This window comes from Kouleothrix sp. 19917 (assembly GCF_057073505.1).
Window position 1 is genome coordinate 7033340 of the sequence record NZ_CP097099.1, and the last position, 20857, is coordinate 7054196.

Annotated in this window: 15 protein-coding genes; 14 read left to right on the forward strand and 1 reads right to left on the reverse strand. The window is 58.9% G+C overall.

Features of this window, described 5'->3' with window-relative positions; genetic code table 11:
- The first annotated feature begins 281 nt into the window (after nt 1–281).
- From secA to M1P90_RS28495, 13 genes are all read left to right on the forward strand, one after another.
- The gene (secA, locus tag M1P90_RS28435; protein ID WP_483699080.1) at nt 282–3359 is read left to right on the forward strand and encodes a preprotein translocase subunit SecA; all 3078 of its coding nucleotides are present in this window, start codon (nt 282–284) and stop codon (nt 3357–3359) included.
- Between the two features lie 297 nt (nt 3360–3656).
- Nucleotides 3657–4883 carry a S8 family peptidase gene (locus M1P90_RS28440; RefSeq protein WP_483699081.1) on the forward strand — a complete coding sequence of 409 codons (1227 nt, stop codon included), beginning with the start codon at nt 3657–3659 and terminating at the stop codon, nt 4881–4883.
- A 520-nt stretch (nt 4884–5403) separates the two neighbouring features.
- On the forward strand, nt 5404–5691 hold the full coding sequence (locus tag M1P90_RS28445) for a hypothetical protein (RefSeq protein ID WP_483699082.1): 288 nt from the start codon (nt 5404–5406) through the stop codon (nt 5689–5691).
- A gap of 238 nt (nt 5692–5929) precedes the next feature.
- Nucleotides 5930–7471 carry a 2,3-bisphosphoglycerate-independent phosphoglycerate mutase gene (gene gpmI, locus M1P90_RS28450; RefSeq protein ID WP_483704701.1) on the forward strand — a complete coding sequence of 514 codons (1542 nt, stop codon included), beginning with the start codon at nt 5930–5932 and terminating at the stop codon, nt 7469–7471.
- Between the two features lie 57 nt (nt 7472–7528).
- A complete protein-coding gene (locus M1P90_RS28455) occupies nt 7529–8119 on the forward strand; it encodes a YdeI/OmpD-associated family protein (RefSeq protein WP_483699083.1) in 591 nt (196 codons plus the stop codon).
- Nucleotides 8120–8843: 724 nt separating this feature from the next.
- Nucleotides 8844–9521, forward strand: coding sequence for a hypothetical protein (locus tag M1P90_RS28460; RefSeq protein ID WP_483699085.1), 678 nt, complete (start codon nt 8844–8846; stop codon nt 9519–9521).
- A gap of 744 nt (nt 9522–10265) precedes the next feature.
- Nucleotides 10266–10919, forward strand: a complete 654-nt coding sequence (locus tag M1P90_RS28465) for an N-6 DNA methylase (RefSeq protein ID WP_483699086.1) — start codon at nt 10266–10268, stop codon at nt 10917–10919.
- Nucleotides 10920–11260: 341 nt separating this feature from the next.
- Entirely contained in the window at nt 11261–12322 is a 1062-nt protein-coding gene (locus M1P90_RS28470; RefSeq protein ID WP_483699087.1) for an Eco57I restriction-modification methylase domain-containing protein, read from the forward strand.
- Nucleotides 12249–13463 (forward strand): IS701 family transposase, encoded by a 1215-nt coding sequence (locus M1P90_RS28475; protein WP_483699088.1) that lies wholly within the window; start codon nt 12249–12251, stop codon nt 13461–13463. Before M1P90_RS28470 ends, M1P90_RS28475 begins: the two co-directional genes overlap by 74 nt.
- A 68-nt stretch (nt 13464–13531) precedes the next feature.
- Complete coding sequence (locus M1P90_RS28480) at nt 13532–14179, forward strand: hypothetical protein (RefSeq protein ID WP_483699089.1); 648 nt, start codon at nt 13532–13534, stop codon at nt 14177–14179.
- Entirely contained in the window at nt 14172–16709 is a 2538-nt protein-coding gene (locus M1P90_RS28485) for a DEAD/DEAH box helicase family protein (protein ID WP_483699090.1), read from the forward strand. Before M1P90_RS28480 ends, M1P90_RS28485 begins: the two co-directional genes overlap by 8 nt.
- A gap of 366 nt (nt 16710–17075) precedes the next feature.
- Entirely contained in the window at nt 17076–17804 is a 729-nt protein-coding gene (locus tag M1P90_RS28490; RefSeq protein WP_483699091.1) for a hypothetical protein, read from the forward strand.
- A gap of 259 nt (nt 17805–18063) precedes the next feature.
- On the forward strand, nt 18064–18663 hold the full coding sequence (locus M1P90_RS28495) for a nucleotidyltransferase domain-containing protein (RefSeq protein WP_483699092.1): 600 nt from the start codon (nt 18064–18066) through the stop codon (nt 18661–18663).
- A gap of 117 nt (nt 18664–18780) precedes the next feature.
- On the opposite strand, the gene M1P90_RS28500 is transcribed toward M1P90_RS28495, so the two are convergent.
- A complete protein-coding gene (locus M1P90_RS28500; protein ID WP_483699093.1) occupies nt 18781–19374 on the reverse strand; it encodes a DinB family protein in 594 nt (197 codons plus the stop codon).
- A 439-nt stretch (nt 19375–19813) separates the two neighbouring features.
- On the opposite strand from M1P90_RS28500, the gene M1P90_RS28505 reads away from it, so the two are divergent.
- The gene (locus M1P90_RS28505; protein WP_483699094.1) at nt 19814–20527 is read left to right on the forward strand and encodes a hypothetical protein; all 714 of its coding nucleotides are present in this window, start codon (nt 19814–19816) and stop codon (nt 20525–20527) included.
- The last annotated feature ends 330 nt before the right edge of the window (nt 20528–20857 follow it).

Below are 20857 nucleotides of genomic sequence, written 5' to 3' on the forward strand. Positions count from 1 at the left end.
TCAGGCGGGCTGCGCAGTGCGTGGCCCGCTTTGTTGTGCCAAACAGTAACCTTTGCACTTGCCGAAGGCGCCGCGTGTCGGGTATAATACCGTCATTGCGCTGCATTGTGCTGCGCTTTGCCCGCTTTCGCCGCTCCTCGCGCACAATTTGCCGGGGGGCGTTTTACGAAATGGGAGTAGTCAGCAGTCAGGTATCAGCGTCATTGGAATTCCGAGAATTTCACTGTTCTGCTCACTTCCGGCTACCGGCTACCGGCTACTGACTACCGGAGAAATGATAGATGTTTAATTTTCTCAAGAAGATTGTTGGCGATAGCAACGACCGCGAGGTCAAGCATATCAACCCGGTCGCCGATGAGATCGAGGCGCTGGAAGGCGAGTTCAAGGCATTAAGCGACGAGCAGCTTGCCGCCAAGACGGCCGAGTTCAAGGAGCGCCTGGCGCAGGGCGATGATCTCGACGATATTCTGCCCGAAGCCTTTGCCACCGTGCGCGAGGCCGCCCGCCGCGAGATCGGCCAGTTCCACTACCGCGTGCAGCTGATTGGCGGCATTGTGCTGCACCAGGGCAAGATCGCGGAGATGAAAACCGGCGAAGGCAAGACACTGGTTGCCACGCTGCCGCTCTACCTCAACGCGCTTGAGGGCAAGGGCTGCCACCTTGTGACAGTGAACGACTACCTGGCGAAGGTCGGCGCGGGCTGGATGGGCCCGATCTACCATCGCCTGGGCCTGAGCGTGGGTTTTATTGCGCACGACTATTCGGCGCGCTTCGACCCCGACTTTATCGACCCGGACGCGAACCCCGAGGATCAGCGCCTGGTGCACTGGCGGCCCTGCACGCGCCACGAGGCCTACGCCGCCGACATCACCTACGGCACCAACAACGAGTTCGGCTTCGACTACCTGCGCGACAATATGGTCGTCGAGCTGAGCCAGCTGGCGCAGCGCCCGCTGCACTACGCAATCGTCGACGAGGTCGATAACATCCTGATTGACGAAGCGCGTACGCCGCTGATTATTTCTGGCCCGTCGCAGGAAAGCAGCGCCGAGTACAAGAACTTCGCGCGTTTGGTGCCGATGCTCAAGGCCAGCAGCATCACGCCCGACGAGGCCAAGAAGGAAGGCCTTGAGCCCGACGGCGATTTCATGATCGACCCGCGCAGCAAGGGCATTCAGCTCACCGATTCGGGCATTGCGAAGATGGAGCAGGCGCTTGGTATCCCCGACGACGAGAGCCTGTACGACCCAAGATATTACGAGATGACGCACTTTCTCGACAATGCCATGAAGGCGCAGTTCGTCTACCATCGGGACCACGACTATGTGGTGGAAAACGGCGAGGTCGTGATTGTCGATGAGTTCACCGGGCGCAAGATGCCTGGGCGGCGCTGGAGCGACGGCCTGCACCAGGCGGTTGAGGCCAAGGAGAATGTGCCGGTCAAGCAGGAAAATGTGACACTGGCGACGATCACCTTCCAGAATTACTTCCGCATGTACAAGAAGCTCGGCGGCATGACCGGCACAGCCTTCACCGAGCGCGAAGAGCTGGGCAAGATCTACAACCTTGACGTGGTGGTGATCCCAACCAACCGCGGCATGGTGCGCAAAGACCTCGACGACCAGATTTACCGCACCGAGCCGGCCAAGTTCGATGCGGTGCTGCGCGAGATCAAGGAGATGCAGGAGCTTGGCCGGCCGGTGCTGGTTGGCACCACGTCGGTCGAAACCTCTGAGCGGCTGAGCAACCTGCTGCAGCGCAATGGTGTGAAGCACGCGGTGCTGAACGCCAAGCAGCACGAGCGCGAGGCGCACATTGTTGCGCAGGCCGGCCGCATGGGCGCGGTGACAATCGCTACCAACATGGCTGGTCGCGGTACCGACATTCTGCTCGGTGGCAACCCCGATGGCCTGATCGAAGAGATTCTCGAGCGCCAGAAGATCAAGATCGAAGAAGCCACGCCCGAGCAGATCAAGGAAGCACTGGCCGAGGCCAAGCAGATTACTGAGGCCGAGCGCAAGAAAGTGCTCGACCTGGGCGGCCTGCATATTGTCGGCACCGAGCGCCACGAGGCGCGCCGCATCGACAACCAGCTGCGTGGCCGCGCCGGCCGCCAGGGTGACCCCGGCTCGTCGCGCTTCTACCTTTCGCTGGAAGACGAGCTGATGCGCCGCTTCGGCCCGATGGGGCGCGTGAAGGGCATCATGGAGCGGCTGGGCGTCGAGGATGATGTGCCGATCGAGGCGCGGCTGATCAACCGCTCGATCGAGGGCGCGCAAACCCGCGTCGAGGGCCAGAACTTCGACTATCGCAAGCACACCGTCGAGTTCGACGACGTGATGAACAAGCAGCGCACGATCATCTACGCCGACCGGCGCGCCATTCTGGAAGGGCAGGATATGCGCGAACGCATCCTGCAGATGATTGGCGAAGAAGTCGGCAGCCTGATCGACCAGCACCTGCCCGAAGCCGAGGGCGAGGAGTGGGACGCCGAGGCACTGCTGCGCGCCGTGCGCACAATCGACCCGATGCTGCCCGCCGATATCACGCCCGAGTCGTTGCTGGAAACGCCACGCGAAGAGATCGAGTCGATGCTGCTTGAGCAGATCGAGGACGATTATATTGCGCGTGAGGAAGCGATCACGCCTGAGAATATGCGCTACGCCGAGCGGCGCATGATGCTGGGCGCGATCGACCGCCAGTGGATCGATTACCTGACCGGCATGGAAGACCTGCGCCAGGAGATTGGCATGCAGGCGATTGCGCAGCGCGACCCGCTGCTGGAGTATCAGCGCAACGCCTACGGCATGTTCGACGAGCTGAAGCGTAACATCCAGCGCGACATCGTTTACCAGATCATTCAGGTCTCGTTCCAGTACGAGGCGTATATGCGCCAGGTGCTGGCCGAGCAGCAGCAGCGCCTGGCCCAGGCACAGCACGCTGGCGAGAGCGAAGAGCAGGCCAAGGCCGCTAAGACGGTGCGCAAGCCTACGGCGGCGAAGATTGGCCGCAACGATCCGTGCCCGTGCGGCAGTGGCAAGAAGTTCAAGCAGTGCCACGAGGGCCGCGAGGGCGAGCTGTTCGCGCTGTTGCAGGGTCGCGGCGGTGCTGCGCCAGCATCCGCACCTGCCGCACAGCCCGCGCAACCTGTTGCGCCCGCCGCACCCGCGTCGGTGTCGGCGCAGCTTGCCACGGGCGGCTCGGGCCTGAACCGACCGGCTGCACCAGCGCAGGCTGCCCCGCGTGGACGCGCCGCCCCGCCTGCCAGCAATACGCCAAGCGCGCCCACCAGCAAGCCTGCGAATGGCAAGGGCGGCAAAACCGCGCCACAGGCGCAGCGCGGCAAAGCCAAAAAGTAGCCAGAACTACGTTCTTTATAGCAGGCGGCTTGCATCAAGTCGCCTGCTATCTTATTGTTTACAGAATGTGCCCGGGGCACTTCCTCGCTGGGAGGTTTGGAGGGCGCTAGCCCTCCAAGATCTTTCCTTTTTTGGCGCACTCGGCCACAAAGTGGCCGAGTGCGCCAAAAAGGGGATTTTCGGGGGCGGCGAGCCGCCCCCGAACCCCCACCGAGCGAACCCTCGCCAGGGCGAATACGCAGGCGCGTTTGCATTTTGTGCGCCTGCGGCCAGCACACAAGAAAGAAGAGCAGAGCGATGGCATCAGATACCACATTGCAGGAACAGCTCGACCGCTATGGTTTTAGCCAGGTTCTGGTGGTGCATCGCCAGGTGGCGGTGCTAACGACCAGCCGCCCTGATTTCGAGCAGATCGACAATCATTTTCTGCCCGCGCCGATTGTGCTGCAAAGCCGCGAGCGCGGCAGCGTGCCCCATGCCGGCCAGCCGGCCGTGCGCCACTTCCCGCGCCTGGGCATCACCCTCGGCTATGTCGACCACGACGGCCTTGCGGGCTTGCAGTCGCACCCCGAGATCGAGTCGATCTATGCGACGCACACCGTGGGCATTGTGCGGCCTGTGCGCACCACCACTGCTTCCCTGCGCCGCCGCCTGACCTGGGGCTTGCAGTCGATGCAGATCGACCAGTTCTGGGATCAGGGGCTGACGGGCAAGGGCGTGCGCGTGGGCCACCTCGACACGGGCGTGGATGCGAACCACCCGGCGCTGAAGGGGCGCGTGGCAGGCTTCGCCGAGTGGGATATGCTTGGCAACCGCGTGGCCGACGCCAAGCCGCACGACAGTGATGTGCATGGCACGCACACCGCCGGCACGATCGCGGGCAGGCTGGTGGGCGACCGGGCGATTGGCGTTGCGCCCGAGTGCGAGTTTTACTCAGGTCTGGTGGTGGAGGGCGGCGCGGTGCTGGCGCGCGTGCTTGGCGGGATGGAGTGGATGCTGGAAAGTGGCATCAAGGTGCTGAGCATGAGCCTGGGCTGGCGCGGCTACGACCCCAGCTTCCTGGTGATCACACGGCGATTGCGCCAGCAGGGTGTGCTGCCCGTGTTTGCGATTGGCAACGAGGGCATTGGCACCAGCCGCTCGCCGGGCAACTACCCCGAGACACTGTCGGTTGGGGCGATTGACCGCGCGCGCCACGTTGCGGCGTTTAGTGGCAGCGTGCGTTTCAACCGCGATCAGGACCCCATTCAGCCCGACATTGTTGCCCCAGGCGTGAGTATTATTTCGGCCAAGCCGGGCAATGGCTACCAGTCGATGGATGGCACGTCCATGGCGACACCACACGTTGCCGGGGTGGCGGCGCTGCTCTGGCAGGCCCGCCCCGACGCGACGGTCGATCAGATCGAGCTTGCGATCCGCCAGACATGCACGCGCCTAGAGGATGACCCACTGCGCTATGGCGATGGGCTGATCAACCCGCTGGCCGCGCTCGCTGCGCTCACGAATGATGCGAAGACGGTGTAGCGATTGACGATTGACGACTGACGACCGAGAAGTTCACCACAGAGGCACAGAGGGCGCAGAGATGTTTGTAGGTTGAATGTTTACAGGTTGCAGGTTAGACCACGGACGAATGACGAAGGACGAACGACGAAGGGAGAGGTTTCTTCTTCGGTCGTTCGTCTTTGTCATTATGAGCCGACTGAGTAATTCACCACGGAGACACGGAGGCACGGAGACAAAGGACGAAGACCGAATACGACCGCAAAGAGCGCAAAGGGCGCAAAGGTTTTGAGTTCTAGTGTGCAGCTTGCAAGCTCATGTCCCGTGTCCCTTGTCTCGTGCTTGAAGGACGACTGACGAAGGTTTAGCTTCTTCGTCCTTCGTCCTTCGTCGTTCGTCCGTCGTCGGTGGTCGTCTCTCGCAGGCACGGTAGTTGCAGGACCCCTAGCCAGAGTATCGATCGCTGTGTATAATAGCTGCGAGTTATGTACATTCTGGCGCGCACCCTGCCTGGCCCATAGCTCCAACGCGAAAGGGATGTATGAAAGCAGATGTTGACCCGACGCTGGCCCGCCAGCTCGATGCGGCCCGCGCAACCGAGCGGGTTGAGGCCGTGCTGATGCTGCGCGACGGAGCGCCACAGGGCGATAGCGCCGCCGCGCTGATGCAACAGGCCAGCGACGAAGACGCCGACGCCGAGATGAACTACATGCCCCGCATTGGGGCGCTGGTTGTGCGGGCGCAGTCGCAGGTAATCCGCATGTTGATCAGCCAGCCCACGGTTGAGGTTGCCAGCGCGAATGCGCTTGCGGAGGGCTACTACCTCTAGCGCAATTCCATGCGAGGTTTTCGGGCAGCGAAAAGCCTTGTTGCGCATCGCAATCGCCAAACCCTAACCCCCAACCCCTAGCCCCTGCGCGTTCACGCGCACAAGCGCTCGTTGCGCGTCCTTCACTCAAACACCAGTGCGCCAGGTAGTATAATACGCCTGGCGCACTGGTGTTTTTTCTTGCCTTTGTATAGATGGGAGAAGCGACGTGACGGAACACAAGCGACCACGTCCGGTGATGCTGGCGATTATGGACGGCTGGGGCGAACGCGCTGAGGTCGAGGGCAACGGCATCAAGCTGGCGCGAACACCCAACATCGACCACTGGCGGGCAACACGCCCCTGGACGCTGCTTGGCGCGGCTGAGAAGAATGTTGGCTTGCCAACCGGCCAGATGGGCAACTCCGAAGTGGGCCACCTGAACCTCGGCGCGGGCTTTGTGGTGATGCAGGACATCACGCTGATCGACAACAGCATCGAGGATGGCAGCTTTTTCGAGAACGACGCGCTGAACAACGCGATTGCGCACGTAAAAACCAATGGCTCGCAGCTCCATATCATTGGTCTGCTGGGCACGGGCGGCGTACACAGCCACATGAACCACGAGAAGGCGCTGCTTGAGCTTGCCAAGCGCCACGATCTCAGCAATGTGTTCATTCACGCCTTTACCGACGGGCGCGATACCATGCCGCAAAGCGGGATCGGCTACCTCGCCGATTTGGAAAGCTATACTGGCGCGCTCGGTGTGGGCCAGGTAGCGACGGTGACGGGCCGCTACTACGCAATGGATCGCGACAACCGCTGGGAGCGCACTAAACTGGCCTACGATGCTCTGGTTTCGGGCGTGGGCCGGCCCGCTGCAACTGCGCGCGAGGCGATTCAGCGCTCGTATGACGAAGGCGTGACCGACGAATTCATTCTGCCGGCGGTGGTGACGGTCGATGGCGCGCCGGTTGCGACGATCAAGGGCGGCGATTCGATCATCTGCTTCAACTTCCGCGCCGACCGCGCGCGCCAGATCACCAAGGCCTTCGTGCTGCAAGACTTCAATGGCTTTGCGCGCGACATGCTGCGCGACCTGATCTACGTGACCATGACCGAGTATGAGAAGGGTCTGCCGGTGCAGATTGCCTTTGAGAACGCCGACGTGGAGGTGCCGCTTGCGCAGGTGGTGAGCAGCGCGGGCATGCGCCAGTTGCACGTTGCCGAGACCGAGAAGTACGCACATGTCACCTTCTTCTTCAATGGTGGCCGCGAAGAGCCCTTTCCCGGCGAAGATCGGTTCCTGGCACCTTCGCCCAAGGAGGTCGCAACCTACGACCTCAAGCCCGAGATGAATGCCTACGGCATTCGCGACGGCATTCTGAAGGCGCTGGCCGACGACACCTACGACTTTATTATTGTGAACTTCGCCAACGCCGACATGGTCGGCCACACCGGCGTCATCCCGGCGGTGATTACGGCTGTTGAGACGGTGGATACCTGCATTGGCGCGATTGTCGATGCGGTGGTGGCGAAGGGCGGCGCGGCGTTGATCACTGCCGACCACGGCAATGCCGAGCTGCTGATCGACCCGGCGACGGGCGGGCCGCACACTGCCCACACTACCAACCCGGTGCCGTGCATTCTGGTGGCTGCGCCGGGCGTGGGCCTCGACCATGCGACGCTGCGGGATGGTGGGCGGCTTTCGGATGTTGCGCCAACCATTTTGCAGATGCTGGGGATTGGCCTTGCGCCGCAGATGACGGGCAAGAGCTTGCTTGTGAGGGCGGACACGTAGGTCCGCCCGAACATGTCTGGGCGAACCTATGTGTTCGCCCACCCGGAGAATGCATCAATGCCGCAAATAAACCCAAAGGCAGAAGCATTTGTGCGCCGCTCGGCGCAGTGGCAGGATGAACTGGCCAGCCTGCGCGCGATCATTCTCGATTGCGGGCTGGACGAGGCGCTGAAGTGGGGCGTGCCGTGCTATGCGCTTGCGGGCAGTAATATCGTACTTATCCACGAGTTCAAGGAATACTGCGCGATCTTATTTTTCAAGGGCGCGCTGCTGAGCGACCCGCATGGCCTGCTCATCCAGCAGACTGAGAATGTCCAGGCGACCCGCCAGATGCGCTTTACGAACGTCGACGAGGTGAGTGAGCGCGAGGATATTATCAAGGAGTACGTTCACGAAGCGATTGCGGCGGAACGCGCGGGCCTGAAGGTGCCAATGAAGGAGACATCCGAGTTCAGGGTGCCAAAGGAGTTTCGGGAGAAGCTCGACGAGATCCCTGAGCTGAAGACTGCCTTTGAAGCGCTGACCCCCGGCCGCCAGCGCGGCTACCTGCTGTATTTCGCTGCGCCCAAACAATCGAAGACGCGTGAGGCACGGATTGAGAAGTGCATGCAGCAGATTTTCGCGGGCAAGGGTTTGAACGACGAGTAGAACACAGTGGGCGGGCCGGTGTTGATGCGCACCTTTCGATACGCGGCTGCGCGCGGGGAACCCTTTGGGTTCAGGATGCTCACTTCTCAGGATGCGCTTGCGAATGGTCGAACAGGTGTTGGCCCTCACCCCCAACCCCTCTCCCAGGCGCGGGAGAGGGGAGTAACACTCTTCAAACGTTCCTCTCGTTCTGGGAGAAAGGTGCCGCATCGCGGCGGGATGAGGGTAAGCAGCGCGCTAATCGAATGATACAAGAGCATAACGAACACCTGCATTGCCCAGAGCGCAGGACGAAGCCGCTGTGCAACACAGCGGCTTCGTTGTTTGTGCAGCAATACGGAGCGCGGACCGTCCGGCTCTGGGCTCTCGGTGCTCTCTGTGGCTCGGTAGGAGTTGATCCGCGCGTCAGTTGAGTTGATCCGCGCGTCAGTCGAGTTGATCACGTTGAGCCTCAGACCACTGTAGCAGGAGGCAGTCGGCAGTTGGCAGGTGGCAAGAGGCAGTCGGCAGTTGGCAGGTGGCAGGTTTACGGGTTCGCAAGCACAGCTCACTGCCCACTGCCAACTGCTTGCTTCTCGGTTCGCGGTTCTCGGTTCGCGGTTCTCGGTTCGCTGGCTCAATCCCAAACCCCCAGACCCCAATCCCAAAACCCCAGACCCCAATCCCAAAGTACACACAGGTGCGATACAATAGAACAAGTGTTGCATTTGTGATAGGAGGAGCTGTGGCGAACGATCTTCGGGTTATGCTGGAAATTGGGCCGAAGGGCAAGAAGGTTGTGGCGGTTGCGCCGGACTGGCCCGGCCTCGCGCGCGGGGCGAAGACCGGCGAGGACGCAATCGAGAAGCTGCGTTCCTACCTTGCGCGCTATGCGCCCGTGGCAAAGCGCGCTGCCATGAGCGCGGACTTCGACGCGCTCACGGGCATCGATGTGGTCGAGCAGTATCCGGGAACAGGCTCAACTGATTTCTGGGGCATCTCGTTCGCGTTTTCGAGCATCGACAGGCAAGGCATGTCTGAGGGCGAGCTGGAACGCGAGCTGACGCTGTTGCAGGCATGCTGGGCGTTTTTCGACGATGTGCGCGGGCGGGTTTCGGCTGAGCTGCAGAAGGGTCCACGCGGGGGAGGGCGCGATCGCGACCGGATCGTGCTGCATATCTTTGCCAACGAGCAGGATTGGGCGAAGGGGCTGGGCGTACACACCCCCGACGATGCGATGCTGACGGGCGCGGGGATGAAAACGCATCGCGATGCCTACTGCCAGGGCATCCGCGACTATCATGCACAGGGGAAACAGGCCGGCAAGTGGCCGCTGCGCTACATGATTCGGCACACTGCCTTTCACACACTCGATCATGCCTGGGAGATGGAAGACAAGGATCTGACTGGCAAAGGGGCGTGAGGCGCAGGACTTTGCTTCGATAGGCACTCTGCGCTATTCGTCGGCGTTTGTCGGCGTCCTGTCTGTCTCGATTGCGCTGGGGTTGAATGGGACGCGGATGGACGCGGAGGACGCGGAGGAGGAAGCTATTCGTCGGCGTTTGTCGGTGTCCTGTCTATATGATTAGTGTGCCTGGAGCGCAGGGGATGGGAGATGGGGAACAGGGGGTGGAAGAAGGCATTGATTGCTCGAAGCGTTTGCCAAGCATATTCGCAGCGGGTTGATGCGCGTAGGAAAGCTCAGCTTGTAAAGCAAACCTAAAATTAGCTTTTGGCTGTGCAAGTGACAGGAAATTATGAAAACAGGAGTGAGAAACATATCGAGACATCACGCCGTTCTGGCGATGTATTACGACGAACTCCAAATCCTTCCGCTCTGAGCTGGTATCACATTTCAAGTGTTACCAACCCAGAGCGGAAGGGTTTCGTCGTCGAAGTATATCCGGCGCGTTCTGCGCCCTCATTGATTGCTGTGCGTATCCAAATATGCGCTGCGGTCGTTGTGTTCATTAACACGCTGTTGCAGTGGACTGGCATCGTCGTTTGGAAAAGCATCAGCACGCCAAAGCAATTCTGACTACCGACTCCTGACTTCTGAATACTGCCCGAAGCTCCAAAAATTGCCCACCTGTCATCTCGATACTATAATGGCATCGCAGCCGAGCGGGCGGATGTTGGCCCGCGATGACAGGAAGCATGGCCGGAGATGCAGCAGCCCAAGAAGTATGTCAGGTCCAAGCAGCGCGTTGCCGATCACGGCGAAGTGTTTACACCCGAGTGGATGGTCGAGGCCATGCTCGATCTCGTGAAGGACGAAACCGAGCGCATCGACTCGCGTTTTCTGGAGCCAGCGTGTGGCAGCGGCAATTTCCTCGTGCAGATTGTGCGCCGCAAGCTTGCCGCCGTCGAACTCAAGTATGGCAAGTCGGACTTCGAGAAAAAACAGTATGCATTGCTTGCGCTGATGTGCATTTATGGCGTCGAGTTGCTGGTGGACAACATCGCCGAATGCCGCGCAAATGTCCTGGAGATTTTCGCCGCGTATCTGCGGCTCCAGGCATCGGATGATTTGTATCGCGCTGCGTCCTATGTGCTGTCACAGAATATCGTCCACGGCGATGCGCTGACGATGCGCACGCACGACGACAAGCCGATTATGTTTGCGGAGTGGGGTTATTCGGGCAAGGGCAAGTTTCAACGGCGCGATTTCCATCTCAACACGCTGACCCTTTCGTCGACATTTAGCGAACAAGGCTCGCTGTTTGCCGGGCTGGGGAAACACGAACTGTTTATGCCAGCGAAGACGTATCCGCCAATGACGGCAAGCGAGCTGGCCGCCTGTCTTGACGAGCATCTATAGCAACGTGCAAATCAAATAAGAAAGAGAAAAACGTTTACCACCAAGACACGAAGTACTCTGGAGAATACGTTCTTTCATACAACAGGCAAGCTTCCAGGAAGCTCATCTGAGTATCAGGTTGAAACAAAACTGGCTTAAGCTTCCTGGAAGCTGAGTACAGGGAAATTAATTTCCAGAGTACGAAGACACAAAGAGCTTTATGATGCCATAAAATCTTGGTGACTTGGTGGTTATTTGAACAGTATTGGGCTTGACTCGGTGGCCGTTCGGCTGAGCTCACGACGAAGCCTCTGTGATCTCTGTGGCCGAACTGATATGCTCGTTGCTTCAAAGGAAACCGGATGAACGACCAGGCACGCTTTTCGCTTCGCGGACGCAACCCGGACGTATTGACCTGTATCGCCAACCTCTCCAACGACGAGGTGTTTACCCCGCCCGACTTTGCCAACCGGATGCTGGACACTTTGGCCGATGCGTGGGCGTCTAGCCACAATGGGGCAAACATCTGGGCCGACAAAACGGTGCGTTTCCTCGACCCCTGCACCAAGTCCGGCGTGTTTCTGCGCGAAATCACCAGCCGCCTGAACGATGGCCTCGCCCACGAAATACCCAACCGCGCAGAACGAGTCAATCACATCCTCACCAAGCAGGTGTTTGGCATCGGCATAACGAATCTAACGAGCCTGCTTGCACGCCGCAGTTTATATTGCTCTAAATATGCCAATGGTCAACATTCCATCGCCAAAGGATTTAATAGCGCGTCGGGCAACATCTGGTTTGAACGCGTCGAGCATACTTGGGATGGCGACAAATGCAGGTACTGTGGTGCTAATCGCAGAGACTATGACCGTGGTGATGCTCTCGAAACTCACGCCTATACCTTTATCCACACTGAGCATATCAAGACTCGGATTGCCGAGTTGTTTGGAGGCAATATGCAGTTCGATGTGATTATTGGAAATCCACCGTATCAACTTGGTCAGAGTGGCGGCAGCGCTGTAGGCAGCTTCGCAATGCCAATTTACCATAAGTTCGTCCAAGCCGCTAAGAGACTTGATCCGCGTTTTGTGATAATGGTTACTCCGTCCCGATGGTTCGCTGGTGGCCGGGGATTAGACGAGTATCGCAAGGAGATGCTTTCGGACAAGCGACTGCGATCTCTTGTGGATTTTCCTAATGCGGCAGAAGCGTTTCCCGGAATAGACATCGCCGGAGGTGTTTCTTATTTCCTTTGGGATCGATCTTATAACTGGACTTTTGCAGATTTGCGGCAACAAGCTTCTGAGCATATGATCAGGCGAGCGTTGGTCTACCAGTTGGGAGGCACAGGTGCCAGCAATTGTCGCGATACCACAGGTGGTCGAGGAACTGCTGGTCCAGTTCGCCGACCTGTTTCCAAATGAGCCTTCACGCCGCCACTTTGCCGAATACCTGACCGGGCTGTTTGTAGCGGAGCACAAGACCGTGAGCGGTATCACGCGAGAGTTTGCCGCCCCACCCGACCAATCCACTCTCAATCGATGGTTGACTGAAGCGCCCTGGGATGTCCAGCGCATCAACGCGCACCGGCTCGAATGGCTTCAACAGGACGCTGCAACGCGCTATCGTCACGACGGCGTTATCGCGATCGATAACACTTTGATAGATCATGACGGCAAACTGATAGAGGATGTCGGCTATTTCTGGGACCATGCCGACAAACGCCACCTGATCGCCCACGATTACCTGTTTGCCAACTACGTCAACCCGAGTGGGAAGCATTATCCGCTCGATTTCCGGCGCTTCCGCAAGCGCGAGCAGTGCGACGACGAGCGCCCGTTCAAGAATCACACCGACCTCGCTAAGGAACTGATCGATTGGGTTGTCGCTGAGGACATACCGGGCGACTTCACCTTCGACAGTTACTTCACCAACGCGCCAATTATGAACACCCTCCACGCCAAAGGTCGCAGCTACATCGGTGATTTGAAAGCCAACCGAGTGATTGTAGTCAGCGGGAAGCAGACCAGCGTGACTGAGTGGGTCAAAACGCTCACGCCGCTTGTTCGCACCAAGTTTACGGTCGGCGGTCACACGCAATGGTACCTCACCAAGTCCGTTCGTCTGCCCAATGTCAACCACCCAGTGCGTATTCTGGTGTTGTGGTCAGAAGCAGAAGCTGCGACGCCACGCAAGATCCTGATCAGCAACCGAACCCAGTGGGAAGCTCATCGCATTTTGAAGGTCTACAAAAAGCGCTGGACAGGGACGGAGACCTTTCATCGGGACGGGAAGCAGCATTTGGGCATGGGCGAGTGTCAGCTCAGGGACGGGATGGGCCAGACCAGGCACATGCACCTCGTCGTCCTGGCGTACACGGCTCTGATGCGCCAATTGAAGCATGATCGTGCCTTCGAATGGGCTCACACACGCCTGATGACCATTGGCGAGTCCTGTCGCACCATCGCTCGCGAGACCTTGGGCAAAACGCTTGCTTGGGCCATCGAACAATCGCACCAAGGCATGACTCTGTCCGATATCAAGCTCCGTTTGGCTTTACCCTGAGCTTTCGCCTATTTCTGCAAAACCTTAGTTATAATGGCCCTTGTGAGATCCGTACTGTTGCTCCAGGAGTGCCAGCAGAATCGGCAACTCGTCGGCTTGACGCTTATGATATTTTTGTACGCTACAACATCGGCGTGGCTATATTAGAGAAGGTGTGGCCGAAAGGAGTTGATTCTAGTAAGTCGCTGGCAGCGAAAGTATCTCCAACACAACCGTTTGGTCTGCGAACGTCCTACCGTGGTCTACCTACTCCAAAAGATCTTGCGCAACCTGTCGCGATACGATCTAGCGAAGGCTTATCATGGATTGGTCGCGCCGACATTCCACGAAATGATTCATGGATTGATAGATGGAAGGTCATTCTTGGCCTTGCTTATGGTGAGCGTGGATCATTTCCCTACTGGATTACTTCATCACCAGAAATTCTTGAACCAGGAATGGCATGCACAGAGACATATTTGGTTATTGACCTATTTGATAGTGAGGATCAAGCCAAATTATTTGCACAATATCTCAAAACTCGATTTACAAGATTCTTGATATCGCTTCAGAAATACACACAGCACTTATATAGCGACCGATTTTCATTTATACCGGATCTTGCCATGGATCGTGAATGGACAGATGAGATGCTTTACGAAAAGTATAGCATCACGGAAGATGAGATCGCTTTTATTAACAGCATGATCCGACCGATGGGGCAAGGCGATGACTAAGACCATCGAAGAAATCCTCGCGCCCAGGCCCGAAGCCCGGCCACGTATTTACGCCTACGCAATCGACGACGCGGCGCACAACAATCTGCTCAAGGTGGGCCAGACCACGCGCGATGTGAAGACGCGCATTGCCGAACAACTCAAGACCGCCGCGATCAAGAACTACACGATTGTGTTAGATGAGCCTGCCGAGCGCAACGATGGCACGATCTTCACCGATCACGAGGTTCGCGCCGCACTCGTCAAGAAGGGGTTCGACAACACCGAGCTAGAATGGATGCGCTGCACAGTCGCGGACGTCAAGACCGTACTCACGGCGCTTCGCACCGGGCAACAGTTCAGCGGCACGCATCACGAAACGTTCCCGATGCGTCGCGAACAGCGCGAAGCGGTCAACAAAACGCATGATTATTTCCATTCGATCTGGCGGGAAGATATGCACGCCGTTCCGCGCTTTTTGTGGAACGCAAAGATGCGCTTTGGCAAAACCTTCACCACCTACCAGCTTGCCAGAAAGCTTGGCGCAAAACGCGTGCTGGTGGTGACATTCAAGCCCGCCGTCGAAGATGCATGGCAGACCGACCTCGAATCGCACATCGATTTCGATGGCTGGCAATATCTTTCCCGCAGCAATGGCGGCGACCCAAGAACGATCAGCCGCAACAAGCCAGTGGTGTATTTTGGCTCCTTTCAAGACCTGCTCGGTCGTGACAATGCGGGCAACATCAAACCCAAGAACGAATGGATTCATACGGTCAATTGGGATCTGGTCGTTTTCGACGAGTACCACTTCGGCGCGTGGCGCGACACCGCGAAAGAATTGTTCGAGGGCGAAGAGAAAACCGTCGCTATCAAGGAAACCAAGCTTGAATACGCCGCCGGATTGGAGAACGTGAACGAAGACCTGACGGTGCTTTCCGAAAAAGAAATTGAATTTCTGCCGATCACCACCAAAGCATACCTGTATCTTTCCGGCACGCCGTTCCGGGCGCTGTCGACGGGTGAGTTCATCGAGGAACAGATCTTCAACTGGACGTACACCGACGAGCAGCGTGCCAAAGAAGAATATGCCGCCAAACATCCTGACAAGCGCAACCCCTACGGCGCGCTGCCGCAGATGCGTTTGCTCACGTACCAGATGCCGGACGAATTGCTGGCGGTTGCGAGCGCCGGGGAGTTCGACGAGTTCGACCTGAACACGTTCTTCGAGGCATCGGGCACAGGCATGCTCGCCCAGTTCAAGCACAAGGACGATGTGCAGAAGTGGCTGGACATCATTCGCGGCGGCTACCTGCCCAAGTCGGTCGAGCATTTGAAAACCGGCACGCGCCCACCGTTTCCGTATTCGGATGTGCGCCTGTTGCCGTATCTCCAGCACTCATTCTGGTTCCTGCCCAGCGTCGCGGCCTGCCACGCAATGGATAATCTGCTCGACGAACGACAAAACACCTTCTGGCACGACTACAAGGTTGTCGTCGCGGCGGGAACATCGGCGGGCATCGGGCTGGAAGCCCTGCCGCCGGTTCGCAAAGCGATTGGGAGCGGCTTCGAAACCAAGACGATCACGCTGTCGTGTGGCAAGCTGACCACCGGCGTCACCGTGGCGCAATGGTCGTCGATTCTGATGCTGCGCAACCTCAAATCGCCGGAAACATACTTCCAGTCGGCATTTCGCGTGCAATCGCCGTGGTCGATCAAAAACCCCAACGGCGACAATCCGAACGAGGAAGAAATTCTCAAGCCGGTCTGCTTTGTGTTCGACTTCGCGCCCACGCGGGCGCTGCGGCAGCTTTCGGAATATGGCATCGGCCTGTCGCCCAACGAGGCGAACCCGGAAAACGCCGTCAGGGAGCTGGTGTCGTTTCTGCCGGTGCTGGCCTACGATGGCGCAAACATGACGCAGATCGACGCGGGCGGCATCCTCGACATCGCGATGGCGGGAACCTCGGCGACGTTGCTGGCGCGCAAGTGGGAATCGGCGCTGCTCGTCAACGTCGACAACGACACCCTGCGCCGCGTGCTGAACAACGCCGAAGCCATGGCCGCCGTCGAGCGCATCGAGGGCTGGCGCACCCTCGGCGACAACATCATCGAAACGATCATCAACAAAAGCGAAAAGGTCAAGGCGCTCAAAGGCAAAGCCAAGGGCGGGGATTTGACGGACAAAGAGAAAAAGGAACTCACCGACGAGGAACGCGAATACAAATCCAAGCGCAAGATGGTTCAGGAAAAACTGATCAAATTCGCAACGCGCATCCCTGCATTCATGTACCTGACTGATTTCCGCGAGAACACGCTGCAAGATGTAATCACCAAGCTCGAACCCGATTTGTTTCTTACAGTCACGGGATTGACGGTGCAGGACTTCCATCTGCTTGTTCGCCTGAAAGTGTTCAACACCGAGCAAATGAACGGGGCGGTCTTTGCCTTCCGCCGCTACGAAGATGCCTCGCTGCGCTACACCGGCATCGAAAGCCACGAAGGGCTAACGCACTACGGCCTGTACGACACTGTTGTTGCGAGGGAGTAATGTGGTGTTGTACATCGTGCGCCAGGGCGACATCCGCACCGCGCTTGGCCTCCACGAAGGCGCTGTGTCGCGCAGAGACGCGGGGAAGTAGCGGTGTATGCGCCCACGCGGGGCTAAAGCCAATACCATCTTAACCACCAAGACACCAAGACACCAAAATTTTGTAGTATTCTAAAGCCCTCCGTGCCTCCGTGCCTCCGTGGTAAACGTTTCTGGCGGCTTTATTGAATATGCTTACCCGTTCACGGGCCGGGCGCGTGGCGGGATGAGGGCAAACAGCATCGGGTTAGAAACCTTTATGCGCGGGCGAGCGTCAAGATAGCTGATCCCTGACTCCTGCCTCCTGAATACTGCACAAGGTGCCCCATGCTCTACCCGCCTTCGTTCTTTGCCCTGCAGCTGGAGTTTGCCCTGCGCATTGCCACGCGCTTTGCGCTGCCGCTCACCGACGCGCTGCACCGCTACACCACCTACGCCGTGACTTTGAAAGTTGAAGATGGCTGGGAAGCGTTTGCCCAGGAATTTGTGCGCGCCAGCGACCCGGTCGAGCTGGCGTACCGTGTGTATGCCGAGAACAATGCCGACGAGCATATCCCCGCGCCCGATGATACGGAGTTTGGTGGCCGCCCCTTGTTTGGCTGCTTCTACTACGCCGTGCGCGACACGACGATCATCAACCCGCACTACCTCAACAACGACCTGCCCGGCATGCGCCCGCTGAGCCATGCGCGGCAGGCGGCACGGCGCGACGAGCTGCGGCGCATGTTTACGTATATTCGCCAGGCCCACCCCGAAGCAGACATCGTATCGGGCCACTCGTGGCTCTACAACCTGCCGGCCTACACGCGCCTGTTCCCGCCGCACTTCACCGATGGCATGCTCGAAAACCCCGACGGCGTGCTAAACCAGATGGTGCTGTGGTACCAGTGCTATGATCGCTTCTGGGAGCCTGCGCCAGCCGTTGCCAACGAGCTGCTGCGCCGCGCCGAGCGCGCCACCGACCTGGGCGAGCTGCGGCATTGCTTCCCATACCAGCGCTTCCGCACCCGCGCGCCAATCCGCGACTTCTACGAGTTCTATGGCGTGGGCGCGTAGTTTTGCCACGAAGACTCAAAGACGCGAAGATTTTATGTACCACGAAGACACGAAGGCAAAACTGAAGTCAGGATTCAGGTCATTTGGGATAGCAATATAGCACCCTGAGTGCGGCATAGCCGCGTATCGAAGGGTGCGCGCATACTCGTTTGAGCCTCTTGATATGCGTTTTGCGTGACTCGGAGCGGTTCTTTCTGACTCCTGACTTCTGACTTCTGACCCTTGACTCCTGACCCCTGCTCAAGAAAGGTGCCCGCCCATGACCTTTCCCTACACGCACTGGAAGCCACTTTCGCTCGCCGAGGTCACGCAGCTCTTTCGCGACGCGCCATTCACCTGGGGCGTTGCGGGCGGCTACGCGGTCGAGCAGTTTCTTGGCGCGCCGATACGCGAGCACGACGACGTTGACCTGGTAGTGTTTCGCGAAGATCAGCGCGAGGTGCAGGGCTGGCTACGTGGCTGGCACCTTTTTGCCGCTGACCCGCCCGGCACGCTGCGCCCGTGGCTTGCGGGCGAATGGCTCGCCTTTGGCATTCACGACATCTGGGGGCATCGCGCTGGCGCCGATGCGTGGGAATTGCAGCTCATGCTGCTCGAAGCCGATGGCGACGAGTGGTTTAGCCGCCGCGATGCGCGCATTCGTGGGGCGCGGAAGGAGCTGCTGGTGGATTATGGCGGCCGGCCCTGTGTGCGCATCGAGGTGCAGCTGATGTACAAAGCCAGGGGCAATCGCCCAAAAGACCAGCTCGACTTTCAGGCAAGCCTGCCGCTGCTTACACCCGAAGCGCGAGCCTGGCTTGCACAGGCATTGCGCTATGAACACCCCGCCGGGCATCCTTGGCTTGCTGCACTTGAGTAAGACGAATGACGCGGTGGGGGTTTGGGGGCGGCTTGCCGCCCCAAATGTTCCGTTTCAGGTGCTGCGCCCCAACGAAGCCGGAGCGCAGCACCTGAAACAAAATGAGCGGATTTGCGATTAGCCGATCTCGACGGGCGTCAGACCATGCACGCCAAGCGCGGTCGAAATCTCACTGCCGTGATGAATGTCGTGCTCAAGCGTGTCCCAGATGATCCACTGGCATGAACGCGCTGGCTTGATTTCCCCGGCCTCGCGCTCGGCCGCCAGCCACATATGCGCATAGGGCTGAAGCCTTGGCTCAACCAGGCTTGCGCGATACTCACGCTCGGCCTCATTGAGCCCTGGAAAGAGCTTCCCGAGGTCGGCAGGTGTCATGCCCGCAAGCACCCCCTCGATCATCGCCCAGGTCTTCTCCAGCGCGGCTACAAGCTCCCCCGCCGTGTGGCCCGGGTCGATCTCCGCCTCACACACATCCAGTGCCCATAGCTCGTACGGCGTAATATCGTCGCCGCCCTCGCCCATACGCACATGGAACCACCATGCACGGCTGGCGACAATGTGCGTCACATACATGCGAATTGTCCAGTGCTGGGGCGTAGCGCGCAGGGAAAGCTGCTCGGGCGTGAGCGGCGCAATCGCCGCGATGAGCCGCTGGTTATAGCTCCGCCACCCCTCATAGAAGGGCAGCAGCGAAAGCTGACTGGTTTCCATGAAAGAAACTCCTTGTTGAAGAAAAACACACAATGCCAGCGCAAGCAGAATACTGCCAGGTGTGAAACCCGACAGCAGTTCAGGCAGAAACGGCAAAACGCCGCTGCCTGATGCGAGGCGCGATCGATGAGGGAAGATTGTGGGCCTGCTCCGCTGGTGAAACAGCAGGCAGAAAGGAGTTACTTGTGCGTGTGCATGAGTGTTTCAACCTCTCCAAGCATACAGGAGTGCGCGATGACTATACATGCAGAAGCGGGATTGTGTCAACCGAGAACCAGGGTTTAGGGTCTGGGGTTTTGGGAGTGGTTTATTTCCAAACATCTTTGCCGAGCCGTATTTGCTGCATAGCAACATTGGCAGATCGTGAGCGTATAAGCAAGAGCGACCGTCGCGGCAACGGAGCGACTATGAAGACATTTCCTGCCGACCGAGGAGCCTTGTGGACACCGATACTCTGCAAAACACGCTCACGGAGCTTGTGCAATCTGGCTCAGCTTCCAACCCAGCCTACGCCACGCTCCTGCGCGATTACGCCACCTACCACGCCGTACTTGTGCTCGAAGGCGGCATCGTTGCGCTGCTGCTCGTTGCGCTCAGCATCTATTGCTGGCGGCACTTTGCGCGGGCGCGGGCAAATAGAAGCCGCGCATGGACCTTTGAAACAAAAGCATTCTTGAGCTCCAGCCTGGTCAGCACACTGCTTGCCGCGCTCATGCTGCTGATTGTGGCCGCGAACTTCAGCAATGTCGTGAACCCGCAGGCAGGCTTTGCGCACGCTATTCCTGATCTTGGCACGCCACCGGCTGGCACGCACCGGGCTGCGCTGCACGAGGCCGTGAATGCCTGGGCGCAATCGGGCCGCGCCGAAAGGCCAGCGCTGCTGCGCGATGCAGTGCGCGCCCGGCTGGCCTGGCAGCAACCCAAAGCAATCGCGTGCAGCATTGTGTTTGTGGCGCTGGCCGTGCTCACGGCGCGTCTCTGGCGCAGATTGCTCGATGCGCGGGCTGGCGCGGGCGCGTGGAGCCTGCGCGACCGGGCGCTGCTTGCAGCAGGAGTGCTCGCCGTTCCTGCAACGTTCTTGCTCATGATTATGGCGCTGGCAAACACCCAAGCCTCGTTCGCGCCCATCACGCTGACGCTGCTGTTTGGGTAGGAATTGCAGAACCGAGAAGCAAGCAGTTGGCAGTTGGCAGTGAGCTGTGCTTGCGAACCTGCGAACCTGAAACAGGCGTATGCGATACGCCCCGGCGGCAACCTGCGAACCTGCAACCTGAAACAGGCGTATGCGATACGCCCCGGCGGCAACCTGCGAACCTGCGAACCTGCAACCTGAAACAGGCGTATGCGATACGCCCCGGCGGCAACCTGCGAACCTGCAACCTGAAACAGGCGTATGCGATATGCCCCGGCGGCAACCTGCAACTTGCGAACCTGCAAACCTGCGAACCCGCAAACCTGCAACCCCGCACTCATCCAAACCCTG